Raw genomic sequence first — 23,835 nt, forward strand, 5'->3', positions numbered from 1 at the left:
TTGTGTTTTTACACCACATCCATTGAGCTGCTGTTTTTCCATGCATGATCAACTTATTCATTAGACCTGCTGCCAGGTGATGGGCGACTGCCTGGCACTTGGACCGATCGCACCGCAACATCACAAAGATAACCGTGTGCCAATTTACAACAAGCAGTAAAAAGGACAAGCCGTTAACACAACGCTTGTCCTTTTCTTTTTTCTCTTTACCTATGAATATCACCCGATCTCACCGCATGGCTTTCAATTCTGAGTAACCATCTTTTTGACCATATCGTATGCACCTTTATTAATCACATTTGTATAGCCCATATTCAATAGGGTCTGCCTGGCGATTTCAGAACGTCGACCACTTCTGCAATATAGATTAATAGGTGCATTCTTATCTGGCGCAATAGACACAATTGCGGAACCAAGATTCTGATATTCAATATTCAAAGCATCACTTACATGACCGCTTTCAAATTCAGCAGGCGTACGCACATCAATCCATATAGCCTCTGCTTCCTTAATTTTCTGTATCCCTACAGTTTCCGCCTGGACATGAACATATACAGTTGCACCTAAACCAAACAATAAAGCCGAAGCCAGCACTATGTATTTTAATGTGGCGATCATGACAAGACCCTCCTATTACTATTTACTATTAATTAACCAGTTTTATCAGGGAGCCATAACCTTCGGCTTCCATCTTGTCCAAAGGAATGAAACGCAAGCTTGCACCGTTTATGCAATAACGTAAACCACCCCGATCTTTTGGCCCATCCGGGAATACATGCCCCAAATGAGAGTCCGCAATCCTGCTACGTATTTCTATACGCTGCATGTTGTAACTTAGGTCTTTATGCCTGCTTACCGCATTCTCATCAATGGGTTTGGTGAAGCTTGGCCAACCACAACCCGAATCATATTTATCCCGGGAACTAAATAAAGGCTCATTGCTCACGATATCCACATACAAGCCCGGCTCAAACAAATGGTCATAAGCATGACTAAACGCAAACTCGGTACCATTTTGCTGGGTAATACGATACTGCTCTTCAGTCAGACTTTGACGCAATAAGTGATCCTCAGGTTTCTGAAATTTTTTCCAATCAACCTTATTAGTTACTGAATTCTGTTTTTCCAGCGGGATCTCGGCCTTACTTAAATCAATATGACAATATCCATTGGGATTTTTAACCAAATAATCCTGATGATATTCTTCGGCATCATAAAAATGCACCAAGGGCTGGTTTTCTACAACCAAAGCCTTGCGGTATTTTTTCTTTTCCGCATCCAATGCCGCCTGGATTACGGGCTTTTCGTCAGGATCAGTAAAATAAACCCCGGTACGATACTGCGTACCTCGATCATTACCCTGTCTGTTCAAACTGGTTGGATCAATAACACGAAAATAATAAGTCAGGATATCAGGCAGGCTTAACCGATCTGCGTCGTAGGTAACCCTGACAGTTTCAGCATGGCCCGTTTTCCTGTAAATCACATCCTCATAGCTGGGGTTGTCTGTACGACCGTTCGCATAACCGGAAACCGCATTAATAACGCCAGGGATACGCTCAAAGTAAGCTTCTACCCCCCAAAAGCAACCACCCGCCAGATAAATGACTTTTTGGTTCATGGCTATCGAAGCCGTACCCTTGACTGGCTTGTAAAATGACTGGGCGACTTTCTTTAAATCAGATTTGGGGTCTTGCACCAGCGCAATTGCCTGATCCCTATGTAAACTGCCTTTAACCACCCGAACCAGACGTTTGTCTTTATCGAATAAAGCCCAGCTAGGATACACGGCAACACTGGCATTTTTGATTGTTTTGCCATCAGGATCCAACAACACCGGCAGATCTGGGTAACTTAAACCCGCATACCATTCATTGAAATCGGCCAATGATTTTTCTCCCAATTTACCAGGAGAAACCACAGAAACCAGATTAATATCCGCAAAACGCTCGTCCTGAGCCCAGCCCTGGGTAGTTTCCAGTTCTGACAAACATAATGGACACCAGCTTGCCCACAGCTTTACCAGTGTAGGTCGGCCTTCTTGTATCCATTTTTTAGCCGATTGCCCTTTGCCATCCTGTAAAGTCAATAAATGCTGAAAACCGGCCGTATCATTTGCATAAGTCTTGCCTGAACCAAAACCCAATATAACTGCAAACAACATCAAAAAACCGAAGAAAAACACCCCAACAGAACTGCACTGCCTGGCTTTCATAATTGAATCCTAAAAATAGTAATAAATACCTTACCTTGGTAAGATCTATTTTCTTACAACTCGTTCAGGGAAGTAGCCAATTTAGAAAAATGGATTGAAACCAAATGTTCGATGAAGAAAAAAACTGCCGGTTAAAGCCGCTTTAAATTCGGTAGCGCAGGATTTTGAGAAATGAGGCCGTTTCTGACCAATTTAATTGCCATATCGATAAATTGTTAAAGCATTAATAGCACAGCTTTTTTACAACAAAACAAGACGTCGCAATGCCATACTGGCTCAAGTAAAACAATCAACTCAGCATCATTAACACTACCAGGCAACTTAATTTTTTTCTGCTTATCCAGTACTGTATACACCACTGGATATTGGACAGCGTCCAATATAATTGCATTTTTGACCATTTCAGGCAATAAAAAAGCCGCTATAAAAGCGACTAATTTATTGAATACAAAGCGTTTTATTGGTCCCCCCGGCTGGACTCGAACCAGCGACCAAAGGATTATGAGTCCTCTGCTCTAACCAACTGAGCTACAGGGGGATAATGCGACCAAAGGATTATGAGTCTTTTGGCTTACCCTCTTTGCATAAGCTTTCCTGAATATTCATTTACATCCAGAAAGACCAGTATTAAACCATACTTATTACTGATTTTCAAGAATTACTGATTTTCAAGGAAGCTTTTAAGTTTATCTGCTCTGCTAGGGTGACGTAACTTTCTTAAGGCTTTTGCTTCAATCTGGCGGATACGCTCACGGGTGACATCAAATTGCTTGCCCACTTCTTCAAGTGTCTGGTCTGAGCTGATACCAATACCAAAACGCATTCTTAGCACTTTTGCTTCGCGAGGTGTCAGCGAGTCAAGAACTTCTTTGAAGGCATCACGCATTGACCCATACAATGCAGAATCTGCAGGAGCCAGGGTAGCGCCATCTTCAATAAAATCGCCCAGATGGGAATCATCATCATCGCCAATTGGGGTTTCCATGGAAATGGGCTCTTTGGCAATTTTCAGAATCTTGCGAATCTTTTCCTCGGGCATATCCATTTTCTGGGCCAGGGTTGCCGGATCGGGCTCAACGCCGGTTTCCTGCAAAATCTGACGATTGATACGATTCATCTTATTGATGGTTTCAATCATATGAACCGGAATTCGAATCGTGCGAGCCTGATCAGCAATGGAGCGCGTAATTGCCTGGCGAATCCACCATGTTGCATAGGTAGAGAACTTATAACCACGACGATATTCAAATTTATCCACCGCCTTCATAAGACCAATATTACCTTCCTGAATAAGATCCAGGAACTGCAGGCCACGATTGGTATATTTCTTGGCAATTGAAATTACCAGACGCAGGTTGGCCTCGATCATCTCACGCTTGGCTTTTTTAGCCTTGGCTTCACCCGTTACCATGCGCTTATTGACTTCCTTCAGATCCTTGATAGGTAATATCACGGACTTTTCAAGGTCAATAAGTTTTTGTTGAATTTCATGGATATCAGGGATTGAACGCTCAAGGGTAGCGGCATAAGATGGATTTTTTGCCACTTCCTTATGAACCCAATCAAGATTGGTCTCATTGCCTGGAAACACTTTGATGAAATAAGAACGTGACATGCCAACACGATCAATACATGTATGCAAAATCGTCCGTTCCAGCATGCGAACCTCTTCAACCTGCGTGCGCAGGGAGTCAGCCAGACGCTCTACCATTTTCGCGGTAAAACGTACTCCGATCAACTCACCCAGAACGGCTTGCTTGGCTTCCATGTATTCGGGCGTTTTGTAACCACCTTCTTCATAGATATCTTTCATCTTGCCAAACCAGTGTTCGACAGTGTCGAATTTGGCAAGCGCCTCATCACGCAAGGTCTCTATCTGCCTGCTGCTCATGCCACCGGCAGGTACATCTTCCTCGTCATCTTCCACGACACCTGAACCGGCATATTCTTCGCCATCCTCAGACAACAGGCCATCAACGACCTCATCAATTTGAGCCTGGCCATCGCGTACGCGCTGGATATGATTCAGGATTTCCTTGATGGTTGTAGGACAAGCGGCAATTGCCATGACCATATGCTTAAGGCCATCTTCAATTCGTTTGGCGATTTCAATTTCGCCTTCCCTGGTCAACAGCTCTACCGTACCCATTTCACGCATATACATACGGACAGGATCAGTAGTACGGCCAAAATCGGAATCAACCGTTGTTAATGCCGCTTCGGCCTCATCCTCGACGTCATCATCGGGGGAAGCCATTGGCGCATTATCGTTGAGCAGCAATGACTCGGCATCGGGTGCCTGATCATAGACTGAAATACCCATATCACCGAAGGTACTGATAATGCTATCAATCGCTTCAGCATCTACCAGATCATCGGGCAATTGGTCATTAATTTCACTGTAAGTAAGATAACCACGATCTTTACCCAGTTTGATTAATTGCTTGAGCCGATTCCGGCGCGCTTCGAGTTCTTCAGCTGAAAAAGGACTTCTGGAACCACCCGTAACAACGTCTTTGGCATCTTTAGCACGCTTACCACGTTTTACAGGTTTAAGCTCAGGGACTTCTTCCGCCTCTTCATCACCATTATCGAGAAAATCATCCTCGTTACTTTTAGGCTTTGATGGGCGTCCCGGCTTGCGTCCGCTAGAAGCTGGCGCCTTGGTTTTTTTGCTTGGGAGAGTATTTTCTTCCTGAAGATCATCATCAAAATCATTCAGCGAATCATCTGTATCAAGATTTTTACTGGGAACACGAGTCTTGGTCGTTATGTCTTTAATTGATTTAGCCACCGTATTACTTGCTGCCTTATTAACTACTTTTGAAGATAGGGATGCATCGCCCTGAAGTTGCTCTTCTGATTTTACAGTAGCAGACTTCCCGGGCCTGGATGCTGAAGATTCTGGTTTAATTATGTTTTTTGTGTCAAGCTTTGCCTTGGATGGACTCTTACTTACAGTTTTTGTTGCTGTTTTTTTTACTGCTGTCTTGGTAGAAGTTGGCTTACTACTGTCTTTGATCATATTAGATTCCGAAAGTGACAAAACAACCACAAAACAACACTAATTTATGAATTCTTTATTAAAAAACTATAAATTAGAATTGGCGAAAAAGCATGAACAACCGATTATTGTACATCATTTATCGCTTTACCACACGACTCAAAAATAAAATTCGTTTATTCAATGCTTTATAACGTTGGCGGGCCACTTCAGAATTCAATCCTTCCTGAACCAGCTTTGCCTGTTCACTGCGTAAAGAATCCATTTCAATACGCTGTAATGCATCATTCCATTCATCCAAAGGATGAGGCAATTCTTCCATATCGATGGTTTCTACCGAAATGGAAGACAAAATGGCGTACAGATCAGAACTTTCGTCAACGGCCTGCAATAATGCGCCCATATGTCTTGCACCACTTGAAATTGCCAATGAAATAAACTCACGCACTAATATCAGATGGGGGCTATGGCTTAAAACTTCAAGCTGTTGATCTGCAATTTGATCTACAAGTGCCGGATGCATGGCCAGTAAACGCAATAGCCTTTTTGCCAATGGCGTTACCTGCTTGCCTGAATTTCTTTTGCCGCCAATAGAAAAAGACTTGGTTTTTTCCATCCGGGCCGGTGGAAAATCATCAAACGGCACGACATCAAGGATTTCATTGAACCCATCAAATGCAGAAGACTCAAAAGCCGGCATGGCCGGACTATGCGTTACCACAGGCTGCAACACCACCGATGTACGCGCTGCAGTTTCTTCCTGATAAAAAGCAAGATCCTTGATCAACTCTTCAGAAGTCAGGGAAACAAGTTTGGCAAAATCATGCCCAATCTGGGTTTTTATACCAGACTCCGGAATTTGGGTAATTAAGGGTCTTGCTTCATGCAGGCACGCTGCCCTTCCCTCCGCCTCATTGAGCGGATAACGCTCAGCCAATGTCTGCAACATAAATGAAGACAACGCCATGGACTCCTGCACTTTTTCCCGGAAAGCATCAGCACCGAATTCCCGAATATAAGAATCAGGATCATGCTCAGCTGGCAAAAACAGGAAACGAATGGAGACATCATCACGCAGCAATGGCAGACAGGTCTGCAATGCACGCCATGCGGCTTTCTTACCTGCATTATCGCCATCAAAGCTGAAAATAATCCGATCACTTGCCCGGATTAATTTCTGGATATGCTGGGGAGTCGTGGCGGTACCCAAAGTAGCTACCGCATTATCCATCCCTTGTTGTGAGAGGCCCACCACATCCATATAGCCTTCCACCACCAGCACAAACCCTTCGGCACGGATTCCCTGGCGGTTTTCCCACAAACCATATAGTTCCTGGCCCTTGGAAAAAACGGGTGTTTCTGGCGAATTAAGGTACTTGGGCTCACCTTTACCAATGATACGTCCGCCAAAACCGATTAATTTCCCCTTTGCATTGAAAATGGGAAACATGATCCGCTCACGGAACCGGTCATAACGACGCCCGTCCTCTGACTCTATGACCAGACCAGATTCAACCAACAGGGATTCTTCGTAATTGGCAAAAACCTCTTTGAGACCCTGGCGTTTGGTACCCGACCAGCCCAACCCAAAACGCTTGGCCGTTTGCCCGCTTAAACCTCGTTGCTTTAAATAAGCAATAGCCTGTGCACCGGATCTTAACTGGGACAAATAAAAGGAATGCGCCTTTTCAAGCACCTGCTGATGCAGCATGGTTTCGGTCTGTTTTTGCCTGACCTGTTTTTGTTGGAAGGGACTGCGCTGCTCTTCAGGTACAACCAATCCTACCGAACCAGCCAAGGATCGGACCGTTTCGGGAAAGCTGGCCCCGGTATGTTCCATTAGAAAAGTAATGGCGGTACCATGCGCCCCACAACCAAAACAATGATAAAACTGTTTAGTGGGACTGACCGTAAATGAGGGGGATTTTTCGTTATGAAAGGGGCACAGGCCAAGCAAATTGGCCCCGCCCTTTCTTAACTGAACATACTTGCCAACCACATCGACAACATCGACGCGGGCCAGCAAATCCTGAATAAAACTTTCAGGAATCAATATAAGCGTGGAGGCAGTTGCTGACTACGAATGCGTTTGTAGTGACGCTTAACAGCAGCGGCGTGTTTGCGCTTGCGCTCTGCAGTCGGTTTTTCATAGAATTCGCGCGAACGCAATTCTGTTAGCAAACCGGTTTTTTCAATAGTGCGCTTGAAGCGACGCAATGCAGCCTCGAATGGCTCATTTTCTTTTAATCTTACTTGTGGCATGTATATGAAAGCAATTAAGCTCAGTTAATGGTAAATAAAAATTAGCCTGATAAATAAATAAAATCACATAACGTTGTTGGCTGGCTATGCCAAATACAGGTGTTTCGCCATGCTTAACTTTACGCTACGGGCATGACCTTATCTATTCCTAACTAAAACCTTGCGTTTTATTTTGTCTGGGTTCAACAAAAAAAACTAAAAAACATAAGTAATCTCGGATTATAGCATAAATTAGTTATTTTTCACACCCTTTCTAACCCAGGCTTCCAATTGATGTGGTCTTAAACTGTCATAATCTTCAAAAGGCTGGTGAATCCAGGGGTTTGTAGGCAATTTATCAACGTAATAATCAGGTTCAACCTTGGCGTGACCTTTCCACCACAAAACAGCAGAACGCATTTCCACGATGCTTGGAAATTGACTTAACAGATGCTCTTGCACCCTGCTAAAAGTAAGCCCCGTATCCACCATATCATCCACCAACAAGACGCGTCCCTCTAGAGTGCCTTTAGTGATGGTAATGAACTGGGCAATGTCAAGCTGCCCCTGGACAGTGCCTGCCGCTTCGCGATAACTGCTGGTAGCCAGAATACCCAGAGGAACATCAAATATACGGGAAAGCACGTCTCCTACGCGGACACCGCCGCGCGCCAGACAAACTATAGTATCAAATTTCCAACCCGATTTATAGACGATCAAACCCAGCCTTTCGACCAGGTGATGATACTCATCCCAACTGACCCATAAATCGCTATCTGTACTAGGAGGTAACGACATATATATTCACCTGCTCTGATTAATCCAGGAATGGATGACGACGAAGAATGGTTTCCATGCGATCGGGACCCGTTGAGATCATATCAATAGGTACTTCGCAGATTTCAGCGATACGATTCAGGAAATGACGGGCATTTTCAGGTAATTGATCATACTCTTTGACGCCAACAGTAGTCTCTGTCCAGCCCGGCATCATTTCGATAATCGGTTCGGCCTTGGCAACTTTATGTGCACCATAAGGAAGAAGATCAACCCGCTTGCCATCAATATGGTAACCTACACACAGGCCGATGCTTTCAATACCGTCAAGAACATCCAGCTTGGTCACGCACAGACCAGAAATCCCGTTCACAATAACCGAACGTTTGAGGGCAGCACCATCAAACCAGCCACAACGACGTGGACGACCGGTTACTGCGCCAAATTCATTACCGACTTTAGCAATCTGGACGCCGATTTCATTATTAAGCTCGGTGGGGAATGGACCTGAACCCACACGTGTTGTATACGCCTTGGTAATACCCAGAACATAATTCAACTGCTGAGGACCAACACCGGCACCCGCAGAAGCGGCACCCGCCAGGCAATTGCTACTGGTAACGAATGGATAAGTACCGTGATCGATATCAAGCAGGGCACCCTGCGCACCTTCAAACAGCAGGCTCTGACCTTCTTTTTTAGCTTCATACAACAAAGCCGAAACATCCGCAACCATTGGCTCAATAATGGGAGCCAGCGCCATGGCCTGCGCCTTAACCTCATCAAAAGAGATGGGTTCTGCACCCAGATGCTGGGTAAGGATAAAGTTATGATACTCGAGCACTTCATGCAGCTTTGCATCGAAAAGCGCAGGATTATAAAGATCCTGTACCCGCAACGCACGACGTGCAACCTTGTCTTCATAGGCAGGACCAATACCACGACCGGTTGTACCAATCTTGTTATCGCCTTTTTTTGCCTCACGTGCCTGATCAACTGCCACGTGATAGGGCAGGATCAAGGGGCAGGCTTCTGAAATCTTAAGGCGTGAGCGAACATCCAGCCCAGCGCTTTCAAGCTCTTCAATTTCTTTAAGCAGCGCCTCGGGAGACAGCACAACACCGTTGCCAATATAGCAAGTAACGTGGGGATGCATGATTCCAGAGGGAATCAGGCGTAAAACCGTTTTTTTACCATTAATCCACAAGGTATGACCTGCATTGTGACCACCCTGGAAACGAACAACGCCTTGCGCTGATTCGGCTAACCAGTCAACAATCTTTCCCTTGCCTTCATCACCCCATTGGGTACCGATAACAACTACGTTCTTGCTCATATTAAATAAAATAAAAAAATATATCGTTCGTCACTTGCCGGTAAAAAAGCATCCGTCAAGACCTGATTTTACTGAATACTTTCCAGGACCCAGTCACCCTCTTTGTAGACCAATTCACTTTCAAAAATAAATTCATCGACACTTTGTGTACTGTTTGGAAAAATCTGAATTACCACATGACCCTGATTTCTCAATTCGCGAATACGCTCTACCAGCTCTGCATTTAGATCCCATGGTGCCCTGATCGCCCTTGAAGGCTGAGCAGGCGAAAGCCCGCCAGAGACCTTGCGCAGATCAAGACTGAAACCCGTTGCAGGACGCGCCCTGCCAAATACTTTACCTACGTTATCATAACGACCACCACGCACAATAGCATCGTGCCAGCCTGGCGCAAAAATGGCAAAGCTGACACCAGAGTGATAATCGTAACCACGAACATCAGCCAGATCAATGCCTACACAAGCGTTATCTAAAGCATTAACCAGTTCGCGCAGTGACTGCAGCGCCTGACTGATGCCCGGTAAACGTGGGAGCTTTTCCTGGGCCTCGTCAAGGACATTGACAGAACCATATAAGGTTGGCAACAGAATTAATGCGTTGGCAATATCTTGCGGCACATCCTGGCAACTTTCAAGCAATTCTTTTAGGCTTGGCACATCTTTATCATTAAGCAGGGAGAATATCTCGCTGGCTCGCTCGGAGAGCGCCGGCACAGAATCTACCAGCACACGAGAAACATTAGGATGATTCAGGTCGATACGCGGTTTTTTAACACCTGCCATTTCAAGGCTTTCGAGCGCCAATTGAATAATTTGCAAGTCTGCCTCAAAACCGGCGTGACCATAAATTTCGGCCCCAATTTGCAACAACTCACGGTCGGATAACAAGCCGGACGGACGAGCATGAAAGACACTGCCACAATAGCAAAGCCGCGTTACGCCCTCGCGATTAAGCAAGTGCGCATCTATTCGCGTTACCTGCGGCGTCATGTCTGCACGCAAACCCATAGTACGACCTGACAACTGATCTACCAGCTTGCAGGTGCGCAATTGCAAATCAAGGCCCTTGGCAGCTAATAGTGAGTCGGTATATTCAATTAATGGCGGCGCAACCATTTCAAAACCGAAGGTGCGGTAAAGATCGAGCAATTTACGTCGCAACTCTTCTATACGCCGTGCCTCTGCCGGGAGAATATCCGACAAGTGTTCGGGCAATAACCAGTTACTTGTTGTCATGGCAATTTTTCAAATAAAAATGCGACTCGTTGCGTAAGCAATGCGAGTCGCATTTAGGAATAGTTTCTGAACTTACACGGCATTGTACAACTAATTACGCATAAATTCAGAAAATAAACCGGTTTTCAATTTATTGTTCGTTGCTTGACACATTTCCATCTGATTGCTTGAAGAAGCGGAAGAAATCAGAATCAGGATCGACGACCAGTAAATCTTTTTTGGAACCGAAGATCGATTTATATGCATTCATGCTATTGTAAAAACTGTAAAAATCAGAATTTTTACCATAAGCATCAGCATATATGCCCGCAGCTTCCGCATCTCCCACACCGCGAATGGCCTGGGCTTTGGCATTGGCCTGGGCAAGCTCTTCCTGGACCTTACGGTCCGCCTCGGCACGAATCATCTCGCTTTCTGCAGCGCCATTGGCTCGCAAACTATTTGCCTCTTGCTTACGCTCGGCCTGCATCCGTGAATAGACGGAATCGGAAACCTCCTGTGAGAACTCAATTCGCTTCAGGCGCACATCGACCACCTGGATACCCAAAGGTTTGGCACGCTCCTCTACGTTATTCAGAATCTCGGCCATGACGACATCACGCTCTTGTGAAATAACAGCGCGAACCGTACGAGTGTTGACCGAAGCGTTCAGGGCATCGCGAATTTGCGCACCCAGACGATTCTGTGCCGCATAGGTGCTGTCTCCGAAAGACACATAGAATTGCAATGGATTTGAAATACGCCACTTGATATAAGAGTCGATAATCAGGTTTTTCTTTTCCGAAGTCTGGATTCTTTCAGTATCACCGGATTCGATAGTCTGGATTCGTTTATCAAGATAAACTACATTTTCAAGTGGTGTTGGAAGCTTGAAGTAAAGGCCAGGTTCCTGGATGGTACGCTGCCATTCACCCAACTTGAACACCAGAGCATAGTTTCGCTCGGAAACAATAAAAACTGACGACGACAGCAAAAGAGCCGCCACAAAAAATACAATACCTACTATAGTTTTACGATTCATTTTACCCACCTCCTAGCGACGATCAAAATTATCACGGGTCAGGCGACTTCGTGATGCTGCACTGGCATCAGTGGTAGAACCTGAGACAGTACTGCTGGAGGAAGTAGTGGCACCGGAGGGTACCGATGTTGTCGCTGGTGCTGAAGCAGAAGCCGGTGTTTGCTCGATCAGCTTATCGATAGGCAGATACATCATATTATTGCCGCCTTCGGCGTCCAGCATGACTTTAGAGGCATTTTTAAAGACATTTTCCAGTGTGGAGATATACATACGTTCACGCGTAATCTCCGGTGCTTTGGCGTATTCCTTTTCTATGCTTTCAAAACGGGCAGCCTCACCTTGGGCCTGCCCCACCACAGTGGCACGATAACCTTCTGCATCCTGCACCATACGGGAAGCCTGACCACGTGCCTCGGGAATAACCTTGCTGGCATACGCATTACCTTCGTTTTTCTGGCGCTCGTTATCTTGGCCGGCCTTGATGGCGTCTTCAAATGCGGCCTGCACCTGCTCGGGCGGCTGCACGTTCTGGATGGCCACCGTGGTGACTTCTATACCAGACTGGTAACGATCAAGAATTTGCTGCATCAGTTTCATGACATCTATGGCGGCCGCAGTACGGCTTTCATAAAGGATTTTATTCATTGACTGTTTGCCAACCACTTCTCGTATGGCCGTTTCTGCCGCTTGGCGCACTGATTCATCCGGGGAAACCAGACGGAACAGATAATCTGCCGCAGGACTGTAGTCTCCGGCCCCAAGGGGCATTGCCGCCTTAAGACGATACTGGACATCAAATTGTATGTCGACGATATTCTCATCTTCGGTCAGCATTAAGGCTTCAGGCAATACTTTATTGCGCGAGTTGTCGCGATAACCAACCGAGAAAGAGCGAACACTGGCAATATCCACCAATTCAACGTTTTGAACAGGTCGCGGAATATGCCACTGGAAACCCGGCTGAACAGTTTTTAAATATTTCCCGAATTGGGTGACCACACCCACCTGACCTTCGCGGACAATGTAAAAACCACTGGCCAGCCAAAGCAACAAGGCAACGATAATAATAAAAACAACGCCAAACCTGGCTGCTTTGGGAGAAGGATTGAACCCTCCGCTACGTGGAGGCTTGCCAAAACCACCGCCACCCCCTTTTTTATTACCAAAGACGCTTTTTATTCGATTATTGAAATCAGCCCAGACCTGATCAAGATCTGGGGGACCATCACCCTGGTTGGAGGGGCGTTTTGGTGGTTCGTTTTGGCCTGAACCATTTTGATTACCTCGACCCCAACCCGGATCGTTCAAATTAAATATTTTTGAGATTCGCAACATTATTTCCTATTTTTTCTTTGGCCTCAGCGATTGCCCCGCGCAATCCGTCCAGACCGGTTCGATCTAATGCACTGACAAAAACGCGGACTATCCTGCCCTCTTCGTTTCGTTCAATTTTTGGTTCATAACCAGCAGCATCAATCTTATTGTAAACAAGAATGCATGGTATGTCTTTAGCGCCGATCTCTTCAAGCACTTTATTCACTTCCAGGATCTGTTCATCGCGCTGCGCACTGGAAGCGTCAATAACATGCAAGAGCAAATCGGCCTGAACTGTTTCTTCAAGCGTCGCCTTGAAAGCTGCAATGAGTGTTGTGGGAAGATCACGAATAAAGCCTACCGTATCCGAGACCACCACCTGCCCTGCGTCCTCAATCCAAATTCTCCGTGTTGTTGTATCAAGCGTGGCAAACAATTGGTCAGCAGCATAGGCTCCTGCACGGGTAAGGGCATTGAACAAGGTGGATTTACCCGCGTTGGTATAACCCACCAGGGAAACTGACATGACCCCACCTCTTGCCCTTGAGCGGCGTTGTGTAGTGCGTTGCCTTTCGACTTTACTTAATCGTTCTCGCAACACTTTAACCTTGTCACCAATCATCCGCTTATCCATTTCAAGCTGGGCTTCACCCGGACCACGCATGCCTATGCCGCCACGCTGGCGTTCAAGGTGAGTCCACATTCGGGTAAGCCGGGTCATGAGATGTTGTAATTGCGCCAGTTCAACCTGCAGTTTCCCTTCATGGCTTTTGGCACGCAAGGCAAAAATATCCAGGATAAGCGCCACACGGTCAACTACCCTAAGTTTGAATGCCCTTTCAATATTTCGTTGCTGCGCCGGACTAAGCGGCTGATCGAACAAAATAATATCGACATCGGAAGACTCGGCCAGCAAAACAGCCTCTTCAAGTTTTCCGGAACCAATGAAATGTGCCGCATCGGGTTTATCCCGTTTGGCCACGACCGTCGCCACAACCTCTGCTCCGGCGCTTTTAGCCAGCATTTCAAATTCTTCGGCATGAGCCTGATAATCGGGCTTGCCAAAATCTACACTTATAATTAATGTGCGCATACACCCCTAAAAAGGAAAATGCCCGCACAGGCTAACCTGGCGGGCCATGTTTTTGCGAAAAGATTATTTTTCTTATTCAGCAGGAACATCAACCTGAAAACTGACAGCACGAGCTGGAACAACAGTGGAAATTGCGTGTTTGTAAACCATTTGGGTAACGGTATTTCTTAGTAAAACCACATATTGGTCGAATGATTCGATTTGTCCTTGTAGTTTGATCCCGTTGACCAGATAAATAGATACGGGAACATGCTCTTTACGCAGTGCATTTAAGAAAGGATCTTGTAGTGATTGCCCTTTAGTGCTCATTGGCGAGGCTCCATTTTAATGTTATTAATAGGTGAATTTTATAGAAATAGTACTTTACCGACATTTTATACAACTTACCACCTAATAAGTAAATTCCAATATTTTCGGTAATTTTTTTTATTCAGACCCAATATTAGTTGAAGTTAATATTTCAGACAATGTTTTTATTAATACTTCACATTGTTTCCGGGTTCCGATTGTAATTCTCAAGTACTGCGAAATGCGATCCTGATCAAAATGTCGTACCAAAACAAGATGCTCACGTAATTGAGCGCTTAGTACAGACGCCTCAACCTGAGGGTGAGAAACAAAAACAAAATTGGTTTTTGAAGGCAAAACAACAAAACCCAAACTGTTTAGTTCCTGGGCTACATATTCCCGTGTGGAGATGATTTCCTGCCGGGTTTGTTCGAAATAGGCGTCATCTTCAAAGGCGGCCACCGCACCTACTTGTGCCAGCCTGTCTATGGGATAGGAATTAAAACTGTTTTTAACCCTGATAAGCGCCTGCAACAAATGAGGCTGCGCCAAGGCGAACCCTACCCGCAAACCCGCCAGGGAACGTGATTTGGACAAGGTTTGTAAAACAATCAGGTTATCGTACTGTTCCAATAACCTAACCGCTGAATCCGCACCAAAATCGACATAGGCTTCATCTATGGCCACCACAATATCAGGCTGCGCCTGAAGTAGTTGTTCTATTTTTTCAAGGCTGACTGCAATCCCAGTAGGTGCATTCGGGTTAGGAAAAATAATACCACAGACATCTTCTGAAGAAACATTAATATAGTCATTGATGTCTATTTCAAATTGACTGTTTAACGCAACCGCATCGAAATTGATATTATACAGTTTGGCATACACCCGATAAAAACTGTAGGTAATATCGGGAAACAGGATTTTTTTGCCCCTGTGTTTGAACAGGGCATAAAACAAATGGGCCAGCACCTCATCGGAACCGTTTCCGGGAAACACGTAATCAGCAGGAATATCGTAATAACGCCCAATTGCCTCGCGTAATTTATCAGACTCAGGGTCAGGATATAAACGCAGGTTTTCTTCGACTTCCTGCCGCATCGCATCTATAACGACCGGAGAGGGATCAAAGGGTGATTCATTGGTGTTGAGCTTGATATACTCGCCATCCTTGGGTTGTTCTCCGGGAACATAAGGCTTCAGTTCCTGAACAAAATCACTCCAGAATTTACTCACGCTTTACCCCGCTTATTTATATGGGTTGTGGGAAGATTTGAACTCTATTCGCAAAGGTGTACCCGACAAATTGAAAACCTTGCGCATTCTGGATTCCAGATAGCGCCTGTATGACTCGGGCACAGTATCCAGGGCATTACCATGAACAATGATAAGAGGTGGATTTTGTCCCCCTTGATGCGCATAACGCATTTTAGGCCTAAAAATCCCTTTGCGTGGTGGCTGTTGCTGCTCTACCGCAGCATGTAGTTCCCTCGTAAGCTTGGGTGTTGAAAGCTTAATGAAAGCGGCGGCATGTGCTTCGTTGACCGATTTAAGCAACGCGTTTACACCCTGCCCCTTAAGAGCGGAAATCGTATGCATTTTAGCAAACGTTAAAAAGCGTAGCTTGCGTTCAAATTCCCGCTGAATCCATTCACGTTTGTCGGCATCAAGACCATCCCATTTATTAATGGCCACCACCAGCGCACGGCCTGACTCAAGAATGAATCCGGCAATATGGGCATCCTGATCGGAAATTTCAGATTGGGCATCCAACAGCAGCAACACCACGTTACTGGCCTCAATAGCCTGCAATGTTTTGATCACCGAAAATTTCTCGACCGACTCAAACACCTTCCCGCGCTTACGCAAGCCGGCGGTATCAATCAGGGTATATTTTTTACCATTGCGTTCAAAATCAATTTCGATGGCATCACGTGTGGTGCCAGGCATATCGAAAGCAATGACCCGTTCTTCACCCATCAGGGTATTGATAAGGGTGGATTTACCCACATTGGGACGACCAACAATAGCAAGTTTGATACGGTGGTCGGTAAAAACCGTTTCTTCCTGCTCTTCAAGCTCAGACTCTTCCAACTCAAGATCGGGCTCGGGAACCTCTGTCTCGGGCTCTGCTGAAACAGACTGGATATAGGGATTTTCAAGCTGGGACAGTGCTTCTTCGATCAGGTCAACAACCCCGTCTCCGTGAGCCGATGAAATGGGATGGGGTGTACCCAGGCCAAGCTCATGGAACTCGGCACTGGCCTGCCCGGCATTCATGCCTTCGGCCTTGTTAACGGCCAGCACCACCTTGGGGCCGGCGCGACGCAGCATGTGAGCAATCTCATGGTCGTGTGCATTAATACCGGCACGGGCATCCACCAGGAAAATAACCACATCAGATTCGGCAATGGCCTGTTCTGTTTGTCGGGCCATTTCCTTGAGAATACCTGTTTTGGCCACCGGCTCAAAACCGCCGGTATCAATAACCAGAAACGGATAATCACCCACACGACCTTCGCCATAGTGACGGTCACGGGTGAGACCGGAATAATCGGCGACCAATGCTGCCCGTGAACGGGTTAAGCGATTGAAAAGGGTTGATTTACCAACGTTGGGGCGCCCAACCAGGGCGACGACCGGTTTAAACTTAATACTGTTCACTTGACACCAAGCATGACTAAATTACCCGAACCATTCTGTATTAATATACCGATATTGGTTGCCGTCATGGGAGAAACGATGGCTCGCCCGCTACCAGCGGAAACACGTCCAAGAAGCGTGCCATCAGCGGCTGAGTAGAAATGCACATAGCCCTCATAGTCACCTGTGGCAAGCACGTTGCCATAAACGACCGGGTTAGTCAATCCACGATTGGTTAATGTTTGGTCAGTCCATAATTCCTGACCATTTGTGATATTGTAGGCGCGTACCTCACCGTGCACACTGGCCGCATACAAAGAATTACCGGCAGCACCTACACCCACTGCGCTTGAAAATGGCTGGTTCCAGACCGGTTGCGCACCATTGGCAGAAATCGCATAGCACCCAACCCGGCCCTGATACGTGGCCAGACACAAACCGTTGCCTGACAGCAAAGGTTGCCCTACCACGTCAGTGACACTATCAAGGTCTGTTGGCCCCTGTATGGTGGCGGCCAGAATATCCCACTGAGGTGTACCTGTTTGCAAATCAAGGGATACCAACCTGCCGGTTGGAACACCTACAAGCACCTGATTGCCGTCAATTAGCATGCGCGAATTTGCCTTGAGCGCCATTTCAGGATTCGTCCTGAGATAGCTCCATTGCAACTCACCGTTTTGCGCATTGAACGCCTGCACGCGATAATCATCGGCACGCACCACAACCAAACCACCCGCAATAGTGGCAGGTGTGGAAACAACGGTGGACGCATTAGTGGTCCATAACAATGTACCCGTTGAGTCCAGCGCAATAACTTTGCCTTTTGTGGTGGTTACAACCACAACATTACCATCGGTACCCACACCGGCAGCCAATGCTTCATCCAGCTTTGTTTTCCACTGGATTGCACCATTGGACAGATTTGCCTTAACAACAGAACCATCGGGTGTTGCCGCATAAACCGAGTCTCCCACCAATGCTGGTGCAAAACCAAAACCGCTACCGGAACCAATACTGGCAGACCAAACAGTAAAGCCATTTACCTGCTGTTGATACTGGGTAAGATCGACCGGTTCAAAACGGGACTCGTTACTAAACAGGGAACAGCCGCCCATAGCGGCAACAGCAAGCGCAAGAACTGACCCTGACAAAATGCGATGACACGATTTTTTCATAAATTACTCTCCACCCAGCACACTTAGTTTTAATTGAACGGCACGAATAAAATCAGGTGCCAGATTTGGCTGTTCAAGTGCTAACTTCCATTGCTGGACAGCTTCTTGTTTTTTGCCTTGTGCCACCAGGACGTCGCCGGCACGATCCAGAAACAACGCCTTGAAAGAGGCTGGCGGATTGGCTAACTGTAACAGGGCCTCATCATATTTTTCCTGGTCGGCCAACAGGGACGCCATTCCTAAACGGGCAACCGGCACCAACTCAGGGAAAGAGTCGGTTTGCGTAATTAACCACTCAAGCTGAGCCTGGGCCGCTTCGGGCTGGTTGTTGTTTGCCAGAAAATTGGCGGCCAGCAACACGGCCCTGCCTGTATAAGACGTGTTGGCATAATCTTTTCGTAAAATTGCGCTGGCTTCATGCACGCGCGTGGCTGCCGCCTTGTCATCATTGACAGAAGCACTTTGAATGACCTCAAAGTATCCCAGCGCCTGCCTTGACTGGTTGGACTGGTACCATTGCCAGCCATACCAGGCCAAAAAAGCCAGCATAACAACGGTAACCACCGACATAATAGGTGTACCCCAACGATCCCACCAGGCTCTCAGGGCATCGATTTTTTCCTGTTCTTCTAAGTCAAAAGCCATACTTCTGTTTAAATCCTATTTTTTAATTCATTAATGAATGTAGCCAAAGGTACGGTTACCTGAGGTGCAATATTACCATTTTCAGATGCCCGCAACGATTTGATACCAATGGTGCCGTTTTTAACCTCATCTTCTCCCAGTATGGCGGCAACCGGTGCCCCACTACTATCGGCACGCTTGAATTGCGCTTTGAAAGATGCAGCACCGGCATGCACAATAACGCGGACACCCGCATCACGGCATTGTTCTGCCAGTACTTGGGCATGGCGCGAAGCCTCTACCCCCTGGTGGATGAAATAAACATCACAATCAGCCGGCTTAAGCCATTCTTTATCTTGCACGACCAGTGCCAGCAAGCGCTCGATACCAATACCGAAACCGATAGCCGGAGCGGCCTTGCCACCCAGCAAGGACAACAAGCCATCATAACGGCCTCCACCACATACCGTACCTTGTGCCCCCAGGCGATCGGTGACCCATTCGAACACCGTCAGGTTGTAATAATCAAGACCACGAACCAGACGTGGATTAATGGTATAAACAATGCCAGCCTGATCAAGGCGGGCCCGTATTTCATTAAAATGAGCCAACGATTCTTCTTTCAGGAAGTCAAACAGTTTGGGCGCGTTATTGGCCATGTCCTGCATGGCCGGATTCTTGGTATCCAGTACACGCAAGGGGTTGCTGTACATGCGACGCAAACCATCTTCATCTAGCAGGTCTTTATGCTTTTCAAGGTGAGCAATAAGGGCATCCCGGTGTGCCTGACGCTCTTCGGGCTGCCCCAATGAGTTCAGCTCCAGGCGAACATCGGTAAGACCCAACATTTTCCACAGGCGCGCCAGCATGATGATTTGCTCGGCGTCGATGTCGGGGCCGGCATAACCCATAGCTTCTACGGAAACCTGGTGAAACTGGCGGTAACGCCCTTTTTGCGGACGCTCATGGCGAAATACCGGACCCATTGAAAAAATACGCTGTGGACCATCATAAAGCAAATTATGCTCAATAACCGCACGCACGATGCCCGCCGTAAACTCGGGACGCATGGTTAGCATTTCGCCCACATCCGTTTTATCTTTTGACATGCTGAACGTGTACATTTCTTTTTCAACGATGTCAGTCACTTCACCAATGCCGCGGGCAAACAAACGCGTTTGCTCCAGAATGGGGGTGCGGACATTGTTATAACCATATTGGGCAAGCCATTCGCGAATGGTGGCTTCCAGCTTTTCCCAAAGCCAGCTTTCGGCTGGCAAAATATCATTCATTCCACGTATTGCAGAAACTTTTTGGAATGTTTTAGTCATACAAACGGATCTCTTTATTCAGATAATTTATTTTTTACCGGGCGCTTATGCTCGGGTACCGTAACGCTGCTTTACATAGTTACGAACAATTTCATGAAACTCGGCTGCAATATTATCACCCTTCAGGGTTATTGTACGCTCTCCATCAATAAAAACCGGTGCAGAAGGCACTTCACCGGTACCAGGCAGGCTAATACCAATGTCGGCATGACGGCTTTCACCGGGACCATTAACCACACAGCCCATCACGGCCACGTTCATGCTTTCAACACCGGGATATTCGGTTTTCCATAGCGGCATTTGATCGCGCAAATAAGACTGGATACTATCGGCCAGCTCCTGGAATACCGTACTGCTGGTACGGCCACAACCAGGACAGGCCACCACCATGGGGGTAAAAGCCCGCAATCCCAGACTTTGTAATATTTCCTGGGCCACCACCACTTCCTTGCGACGATCACCGCCCGGTTCGGGGGTTAACGAAATACGAATGGTATCGCCGATGCCTTCCTGCATGAGCACCGCAAGCGCGGCCGTAGAGGCAACAATACCTTTGCTGCCCATACCGGCTTCGGTAAGGCCAAGATGCAAGGGATAATTACAACGACCCGCCAGATTCCGGTAAACGGAAATAAGATCCTGGACATGACTGACTTTGCAGGAAAGAATGATGGCATTATCTGGCATGCCCAGTTGCTCGGCCCGCTGTGCATTGCTGATTGCCGACACAACCAATGCCTCTCGCATGAGGGATTGGGCATCCCATGGCTCGGGCTTGGCATTATTTTCATCCATCATGCGGGCCATTAATTCGTGATCCAGGCTACCCCAGTTCACACCAATACGAACCGGCTTTTCGTACTTGCAGGCAACCTCGATCATTTGGGCAAAATTATCGTCGCGTTTTTTACCGCCACCCATATTTCCGGGATTGATACGATACTTGGACAGCGCCTGGGCACACTCGGGATATTGGGTTAACAATTTATGGCCGTTGTAATGGAAGTCTCCTACCAACGGCACTGAAACACCCATTTTATCCAGTTGTTCACGAATGGCCGGCACGGCCTGCGCCGCCTCTGGGGTATTGACTGTAATCCGGACCAGCTCGGAACCGGCCAACGCCAATTCTTTAACCTGGATAGCCGTGCCAATATGATCGGCCGTATCGGTATTGGTCATTGACTGGACGACAATAGGCGAACTGGCACCAACAGGCACAACGGTTGAGCCCCAGGTAACATTAACCAAACGGGTCTGGTGGCGGACAACAGGCCCGACAGGAAAGGGATTTTGGCAAATGGACATAATTAATTAAATAAATTCCTGAAGTTTTCCAAGCCGATATCTTCAAGTGTAAACCACTCACGGCTATAGCCATAAACAGCAATAACAACCAGGATCAGAACAATAATGAAAATCCAGGTTCCCGTACCCGAACGCGATGATTCATAACCCTCACTGGCACTGAAATCAGCCGTTGATTGCAGGCTTGTTAATTCCTGTTTATTGACATTGGCACCATTTTGCCTGATCAAAAGATCAAGCATTTGCTGCTCATCTTCTCCTAGCAGGCGGGCATATTTACGAACCAATCCTTTTAACACAAACCCTTGCGGCAATACAGACCATTTTTGCGCCTCAAGGGCGTTGATTTGCATGGATGAAAACTTGATCTGGTTGGAAACATCACTAACAGACCAGCCTTTTTTTTCACGCAATCCTTTCAACAATACCCCCAGGTTTTTGTCTTCTGGAGAATCAGAACCGGATACTTCGTTCATGTCTGCACTTAATTGCGTCACTACTGCACCTCTATAATGGGAATGGATTTTCTGGCCTGCATGAGAGTGCTGATCTTGGTTTTATCCTTAACATCGCCTGCCAACTGACCACAGGCGGCATCAATATCTTCACCCCTGGTTTTACGCACGGTAGTAATCACTCCGGCATCCATTAGCAGGCTGGCAAATATACGTACCCTGGCGGATTTGGAGCGTTTGAGGCCCGATTCAGGGAACGGGTTGAAAGGAATAAGATTAAGTTTACAACGAACCTGTCTGGTAATTTCAATAAGCTGGCGTGCATGTTCATCGCTGTCATTAACCCCATCAAGCATGACATATTCAAAGGTGATGAAATCACGCGGAGCAAATGCCAGATAGCGATTGCACGAGGCGATCAATTCGGCCAGCGGGTATTTTTTATTTAATGGAACCAGCTGGTCACGCAAGGCATCGTTGGGGGCATGAAGCGAAACCGCCAGCGCCACAGGACAGTCTTGTGAAAGACGGTCTATCATGGGCACTACCCCAGAGGTGGAAACCGTAACACGACGGCGTGACAAACCATAAGCATTGTCGTCAAGCATAAGTTGAAGGGCCGGAACGACCTGATCATAATTGAGCAAGGGTTCTCCCATGCCCATCATGACAACATTGCTGATGACTCGTGAAATTTCTTCAGGGGCTTCTGCATTGCCAATGCGGGCTGACTGCAGGTCTTCCTGGATAACCCGGCGGGCATGCCATAACTGGCCAATAATTTCTGCCGTGGTCAAGTTGCGGTTAAAACCCTGATGCCCGGTGGAACAAAACCGGCAGGCAACGGTACAGCCGGCCTGGCTTGAAATACATAAGGTACCACGATCATCTTCAGGGATAAACACCGTTTCAATAGCGTTATTATTACCCACATCAAACAGCCATTTACGGGTGCCGTCGGAGGATATTTTTTGCGTAATGACCGGTGGTGCCTGAACGCAACAGGAGCCGGCAAGCCGGGAACGGAAATCTTTGGCAAGATCGCTCATTTCCCCGAACTCGCTGACCCCACGCTGATGAACCCAGCGCTGAAGCTGCTTTGCACGAAAGGGCTTACTCCCCCACTGACCAACCAGGTCAATGAGGGCATCGGTTGGGATACCCAGGAGATTAATTTGGTCAGTCATGGAATAAGCCTTATTCAATATCAAAACTCTATATTTTAAAATTACCGATTACTTGCCAAAGAAGTAGGCAATTTCAACAGCAGCGGTTTCTGGGGCGTCAGAGCCATGAACCGCGTTTGCGTCGATGCTTTCAGCAAAGTCGGCACGAATGGTGCCTGGTTCTGCTTTTTTAGGATCGGTGGCACCCATCAGGTCACGGTTTTTCTGGATAGCATTTTCGCCTTCCAGGGCCTGAATAAATACAGGTCCGGAAATCATGAACTCGACCAGATCATTAAAGAAAGGACGCTCTTTGTGAACCGCGTAAAAGCCTTCGGCTTCTTCACGGGTTAATTGTTGCATACGTGCCTCAACCACTTTCAGATCAGCCTTTTCAAAGCGGGAAACGATCTCGCCAATTACATTTTTTGCAACTGCATCGGGTTTGATGATAGACAATGTGCGTTCAACAGCCATTTAATACTCCAAAATTTCAATAAAAACAATAACTTCAAGTAAGTTTTACTCAACTTGGCATTTTAACATGCAAAAAGTACCTTCTACACCTTAAAATAAGGGTTTTCGCGAACAAAACAACCAAACCGTCGGAAT

Annotated in this window: 22 protein-coding genes and 1 tRNA gene; all 23 read right to left on the reverse strand. The window is 46.8% G+C overall.

The features are described 5' to 3' along the window. On the reverse strand, window positions 1-223 hold a 223-nt coding region (locus JHL22_RS16005; RefSeq protein WP_234041309.1), incomplete at its 3' end, for a hypothetical protein. Between the two features lie 20 nt (window positions 224-243). Continuing rightward, the gene (locus tag JHL22_RS14055; RefSeq protein WP_200238808.1) at window positions 244-618 is read right to left on the reverse strand and encodes a rhodanese-like domain-containing protein; all 375 of its coding nucleotides are present in this window, start codon (window positions 616-618) and stop codon (window positions 244-246) included. Window positions 619-646: 28 nt separating this feature from the next. Beyond that, window positions 647-2,215, reverse strand: a complete 1,569-nt coding sequence (gene msrAB, locus JHL22_RS14060) for a bifunctional peptide-methionine (S)-S-oxide reductase MsrA/peptide-methionine (R)-S-oxide reductase MsrB (protein WP_234041310.1) — start codon at window positions 2,213-2,215, stop codon at window positions 647-649. A 461-nt stretch (window positions 2,216-2,676) separates the two neighbouring features. Further along, window positions 2,677-2,753: transfer RNA gene (locus JHL22_RS14065), tRNA-Ile, on the reverse strand. A gap of 120 nt (window positions 2,754-2,873) precedes the next feature. Continuing rightward, window positions 2,874-5,240 carry an RNA polymerase sigma factor RpoD gene (rpoD, locus tag JHL22_RS14070; protein ID WP_234041311.1) on the reverse strand — a complete coding sequence of 789 codons (2,367 nt, stop codon included), beginning with the start codon at window positions 5,238-5,240 and terminating at the stop codon, window positions 2,874-2,876. Window positions 5,241-5,358: 118 nt separating this feature from the next. Next, window positions 5,359-7,272, reverse strand: a complete 1,914-nt coding sequence (dnaG, locus tag JHL22_RS14075; protein WP_200238813.1) for a DNA primase — start codon at window positions 7,270-7,272, stop codon at window positions 5,359-5,361. Further along, window positions 7,269-7,481 carry a 30S ribosomal protein S21 gene (gene rpsU / locus JHL22_RS14080; protein WP_169294755.1) on the reverse strand — a complete coding sequence of 71 codons (213 nt, stop codon included), beginning with the start codon at window positions 7,479-7,481 and terminating at the stop codon, window positions 7,269-7,271. Before rpsU ends, dnaG begins: the two co-directional genes overlap by 4 nt. A 231-nt stretch (window positions 7,482-7,712) precedes the next feature. Continuing rightward, complete coding sequence (locus tag JHL22_RS14085; protein WP_200238816.1) at window positions 7,713-8,258, reverse strand: phosphoribosyltransferase; 546 nt, start codon at window positions 8,256-8,258, stop codon at window positions 7,713-7,715. A gap of 19 nt (window positions 8,259-8,277) precedes the next feature. Then, on the reverse strand, window positions 8,278-9,573 hold the full coding sequence (locus tag JHL22_RS14090) for an adenylosuccinate synthase (RefSeq protein WP_200238819.1): 1,296 nt from the start codon (window positions 9,571-9,573) through the stop codon (window positions 8,278-8,280). Window positions 9,574-9,641: 68 nt separating this feature from the next. After that, on the reverse strand, window positions 9,642-10,808 hold the full coding sequence (locus JHL22_RS14095) for an ATP phosphoribosyltransferase regulatory subunit (RefSeq protein ID WP_200238821.1): 1,167 nt from the start codon (window positions 10,806-10,808) through the stop codon (window positions 9,642-9,644). A 130-nt stretch (window positions 10,809-10,938) separates the two neighbouring features. Further along, window positions 10,939-11,829, reverse strand: coding sequence for a protease modulator HflC (gene hflC, locus JHL22_RS14100; RefSeq protein ID WP_200238824.1), 891 nt, complete (start codon window positions 11,827-11,829; stop codon window positions 10,939-10,941). A gap of 12 nt (window positions 11,830-11,841) precedes the next feature. Then, window positions 11,842-13,164, reverse strand: a complete 1,323-nt coding sequence (gene hflK / locus JHL22_RS14105) for an FtsH protease activity modulator HflK (RefSeq protein ID WP_200238827.1) — start codon at window positions 13,162-13,164, stop codon at window positions 11,842-11,844. Further along, window positions 13,139-14,236 (reverse strand): GTPase HflX, encoded by a 1,098-nt coding sequence (hflX, locus tag JHL22_RS14110; protein ID WP_200238829.1) that lies wholly within the window; start codon window positions 14,234-14,236, stop codon window positions 13,139-13,141. The genes hflK and hflX overlap by 26 nt, the downstream gene beginning before the upstream one ends. A gap of 72 nt (window positions 14,237-14,308) precedes the next feature. After that, on the reverse strand, window positions 14,309-14,545 hold the full coding sequence (gene hfq, locus JHL22_RS14115; protein ID WP_169294762.1) for an RNA chaperone Hfq: 237 nt from the start codon (window positions 14,543-14,545) through the stop codon (window positions 14,309-14,311). Between the two features lie 117 nt (window positions 14,546-14,662). Then, entirely contained in the window at window positions 14,663-15,757 is a 1,095-nt protein-coding gene (gene hisC / locus JHL22_RS14120; RefSeq protein ID WP_200238832.1) for a histidinol-phosphate transaminase, read from the reverse strand. A 12-nt stretch (window positions 15,758-15,769) separates the two neighbouring features. Continuing rightward, complete coding sequence (der, locus tag JHL22_RS14125; RefSeq protein ID WP_200238920.1) at window positions 15,770-17,176, reverse strand: ribosome biogenesis GTPase Der; 1,407 nt, start codon at window positions 17,174-17,176, stop codon at window positions 15,770-15,772. 5 nt (window positions 17,177-17,181) lie between these two features. Then, window positions 17,182-18,339, reverse strand: coding sequence for an outer membrane protein assembly factor BamB (gene bamB / locus JHL22_RS14130; RefSeq protein ID WP_200238835.1), 1,158 nt, complete (start codon window positions 18,337-18,339; stop codon window positions 17,182-17,184). 3 nt (window positions 18,340-18,342) lie between these two features. Next, window positions 18,343-18,984 carry a YfgM family protein gene (locus JHL22_RS14135; protein ID WP_200238838.1) on the reverse strand — a complete coding sequence of 214 codons (642 nt, stop codon included), beginning with the start codon at window positions 18,982-18,984 and terminating at the stop codon, window positions 18,343-18,345. 8 nt (window positions 18,985-18,992) lie between these two features. Then, entirely contained in the window at window positions 18,993-20,294 is a 1,302-nt protein-coding gene (hisS, locus tag JHL22_RS14140) for a histidine--tRNA ligase (protein WP_200238842.1), read from the reverse strand. Between the two features lie 45 nt (window positions 20,295-20,339). After that, window positions 20,340-21,602 (reverse strand): flavodoxin-dependent (E)-4-hydroxy-3-methylbut-2-enyl-diphosphate synthase, encoded by a 1,263-nt coding sequence (gene ispG / locus JHL22_RS14145; protein ID WP_200238844.1) that lies wholly within the window; start codon window positions 21,600-21,602, stop codon window positions 20,340-20,342. A 2-nt stretch (window positions 21,603-21,604) separates the two neighbouring features. Continuing rightward, a complete protein-coding gene (locus JHL22_RS14150; protein WP_200238846.1) occupies window positions 21,605-22,099 on the reverse strand; it encodes a helix-turn-helix domain-containing protein in 495 nt (164 codons plus the stop codon). Beyond that, complete coding sequence (rlmN, locus tag JHL22_RS14155; RefSeq protein WP_200238848.1) at window positions 22,099-23,244, reverse strand: dual-specificity RNA methyltransferase RlmN; 1,146 nt, start codon at window positions 23,242-23,244, stop codon at window positions 22,099-22,101. The genes JHL22_RS14150 and rlmN overlap by 1 nt, the downstream gene beginning before the upstream one ends. 48 nt (window positions 23,245-23,292) lie before the next feature. Continuing rightward, a complete protein-coding gene (gene ndk / locus JHL22_RS14160; RefSeq protein ID WP_200238850.1) occupies window positions 23,293-23,700 on the reverse strand; it encodes a nucleoside-diphosphate kinase in 408 nt (135 codons plus the stop codon). Between the last annotated feature and the right edge of the window lie 135 nt (window positions 23,701-23,835).

The sequence above is a fragment of the Advenella mandrilli genome (assembly GCF_016595155.1).
GTDB classification, from domain to species: Bacteria; Pseudomonadota; Gammaproteobacteria; order Burkholderiales; family Burkholderiaceae_B; genus Advenella; species Advenella mandrilli.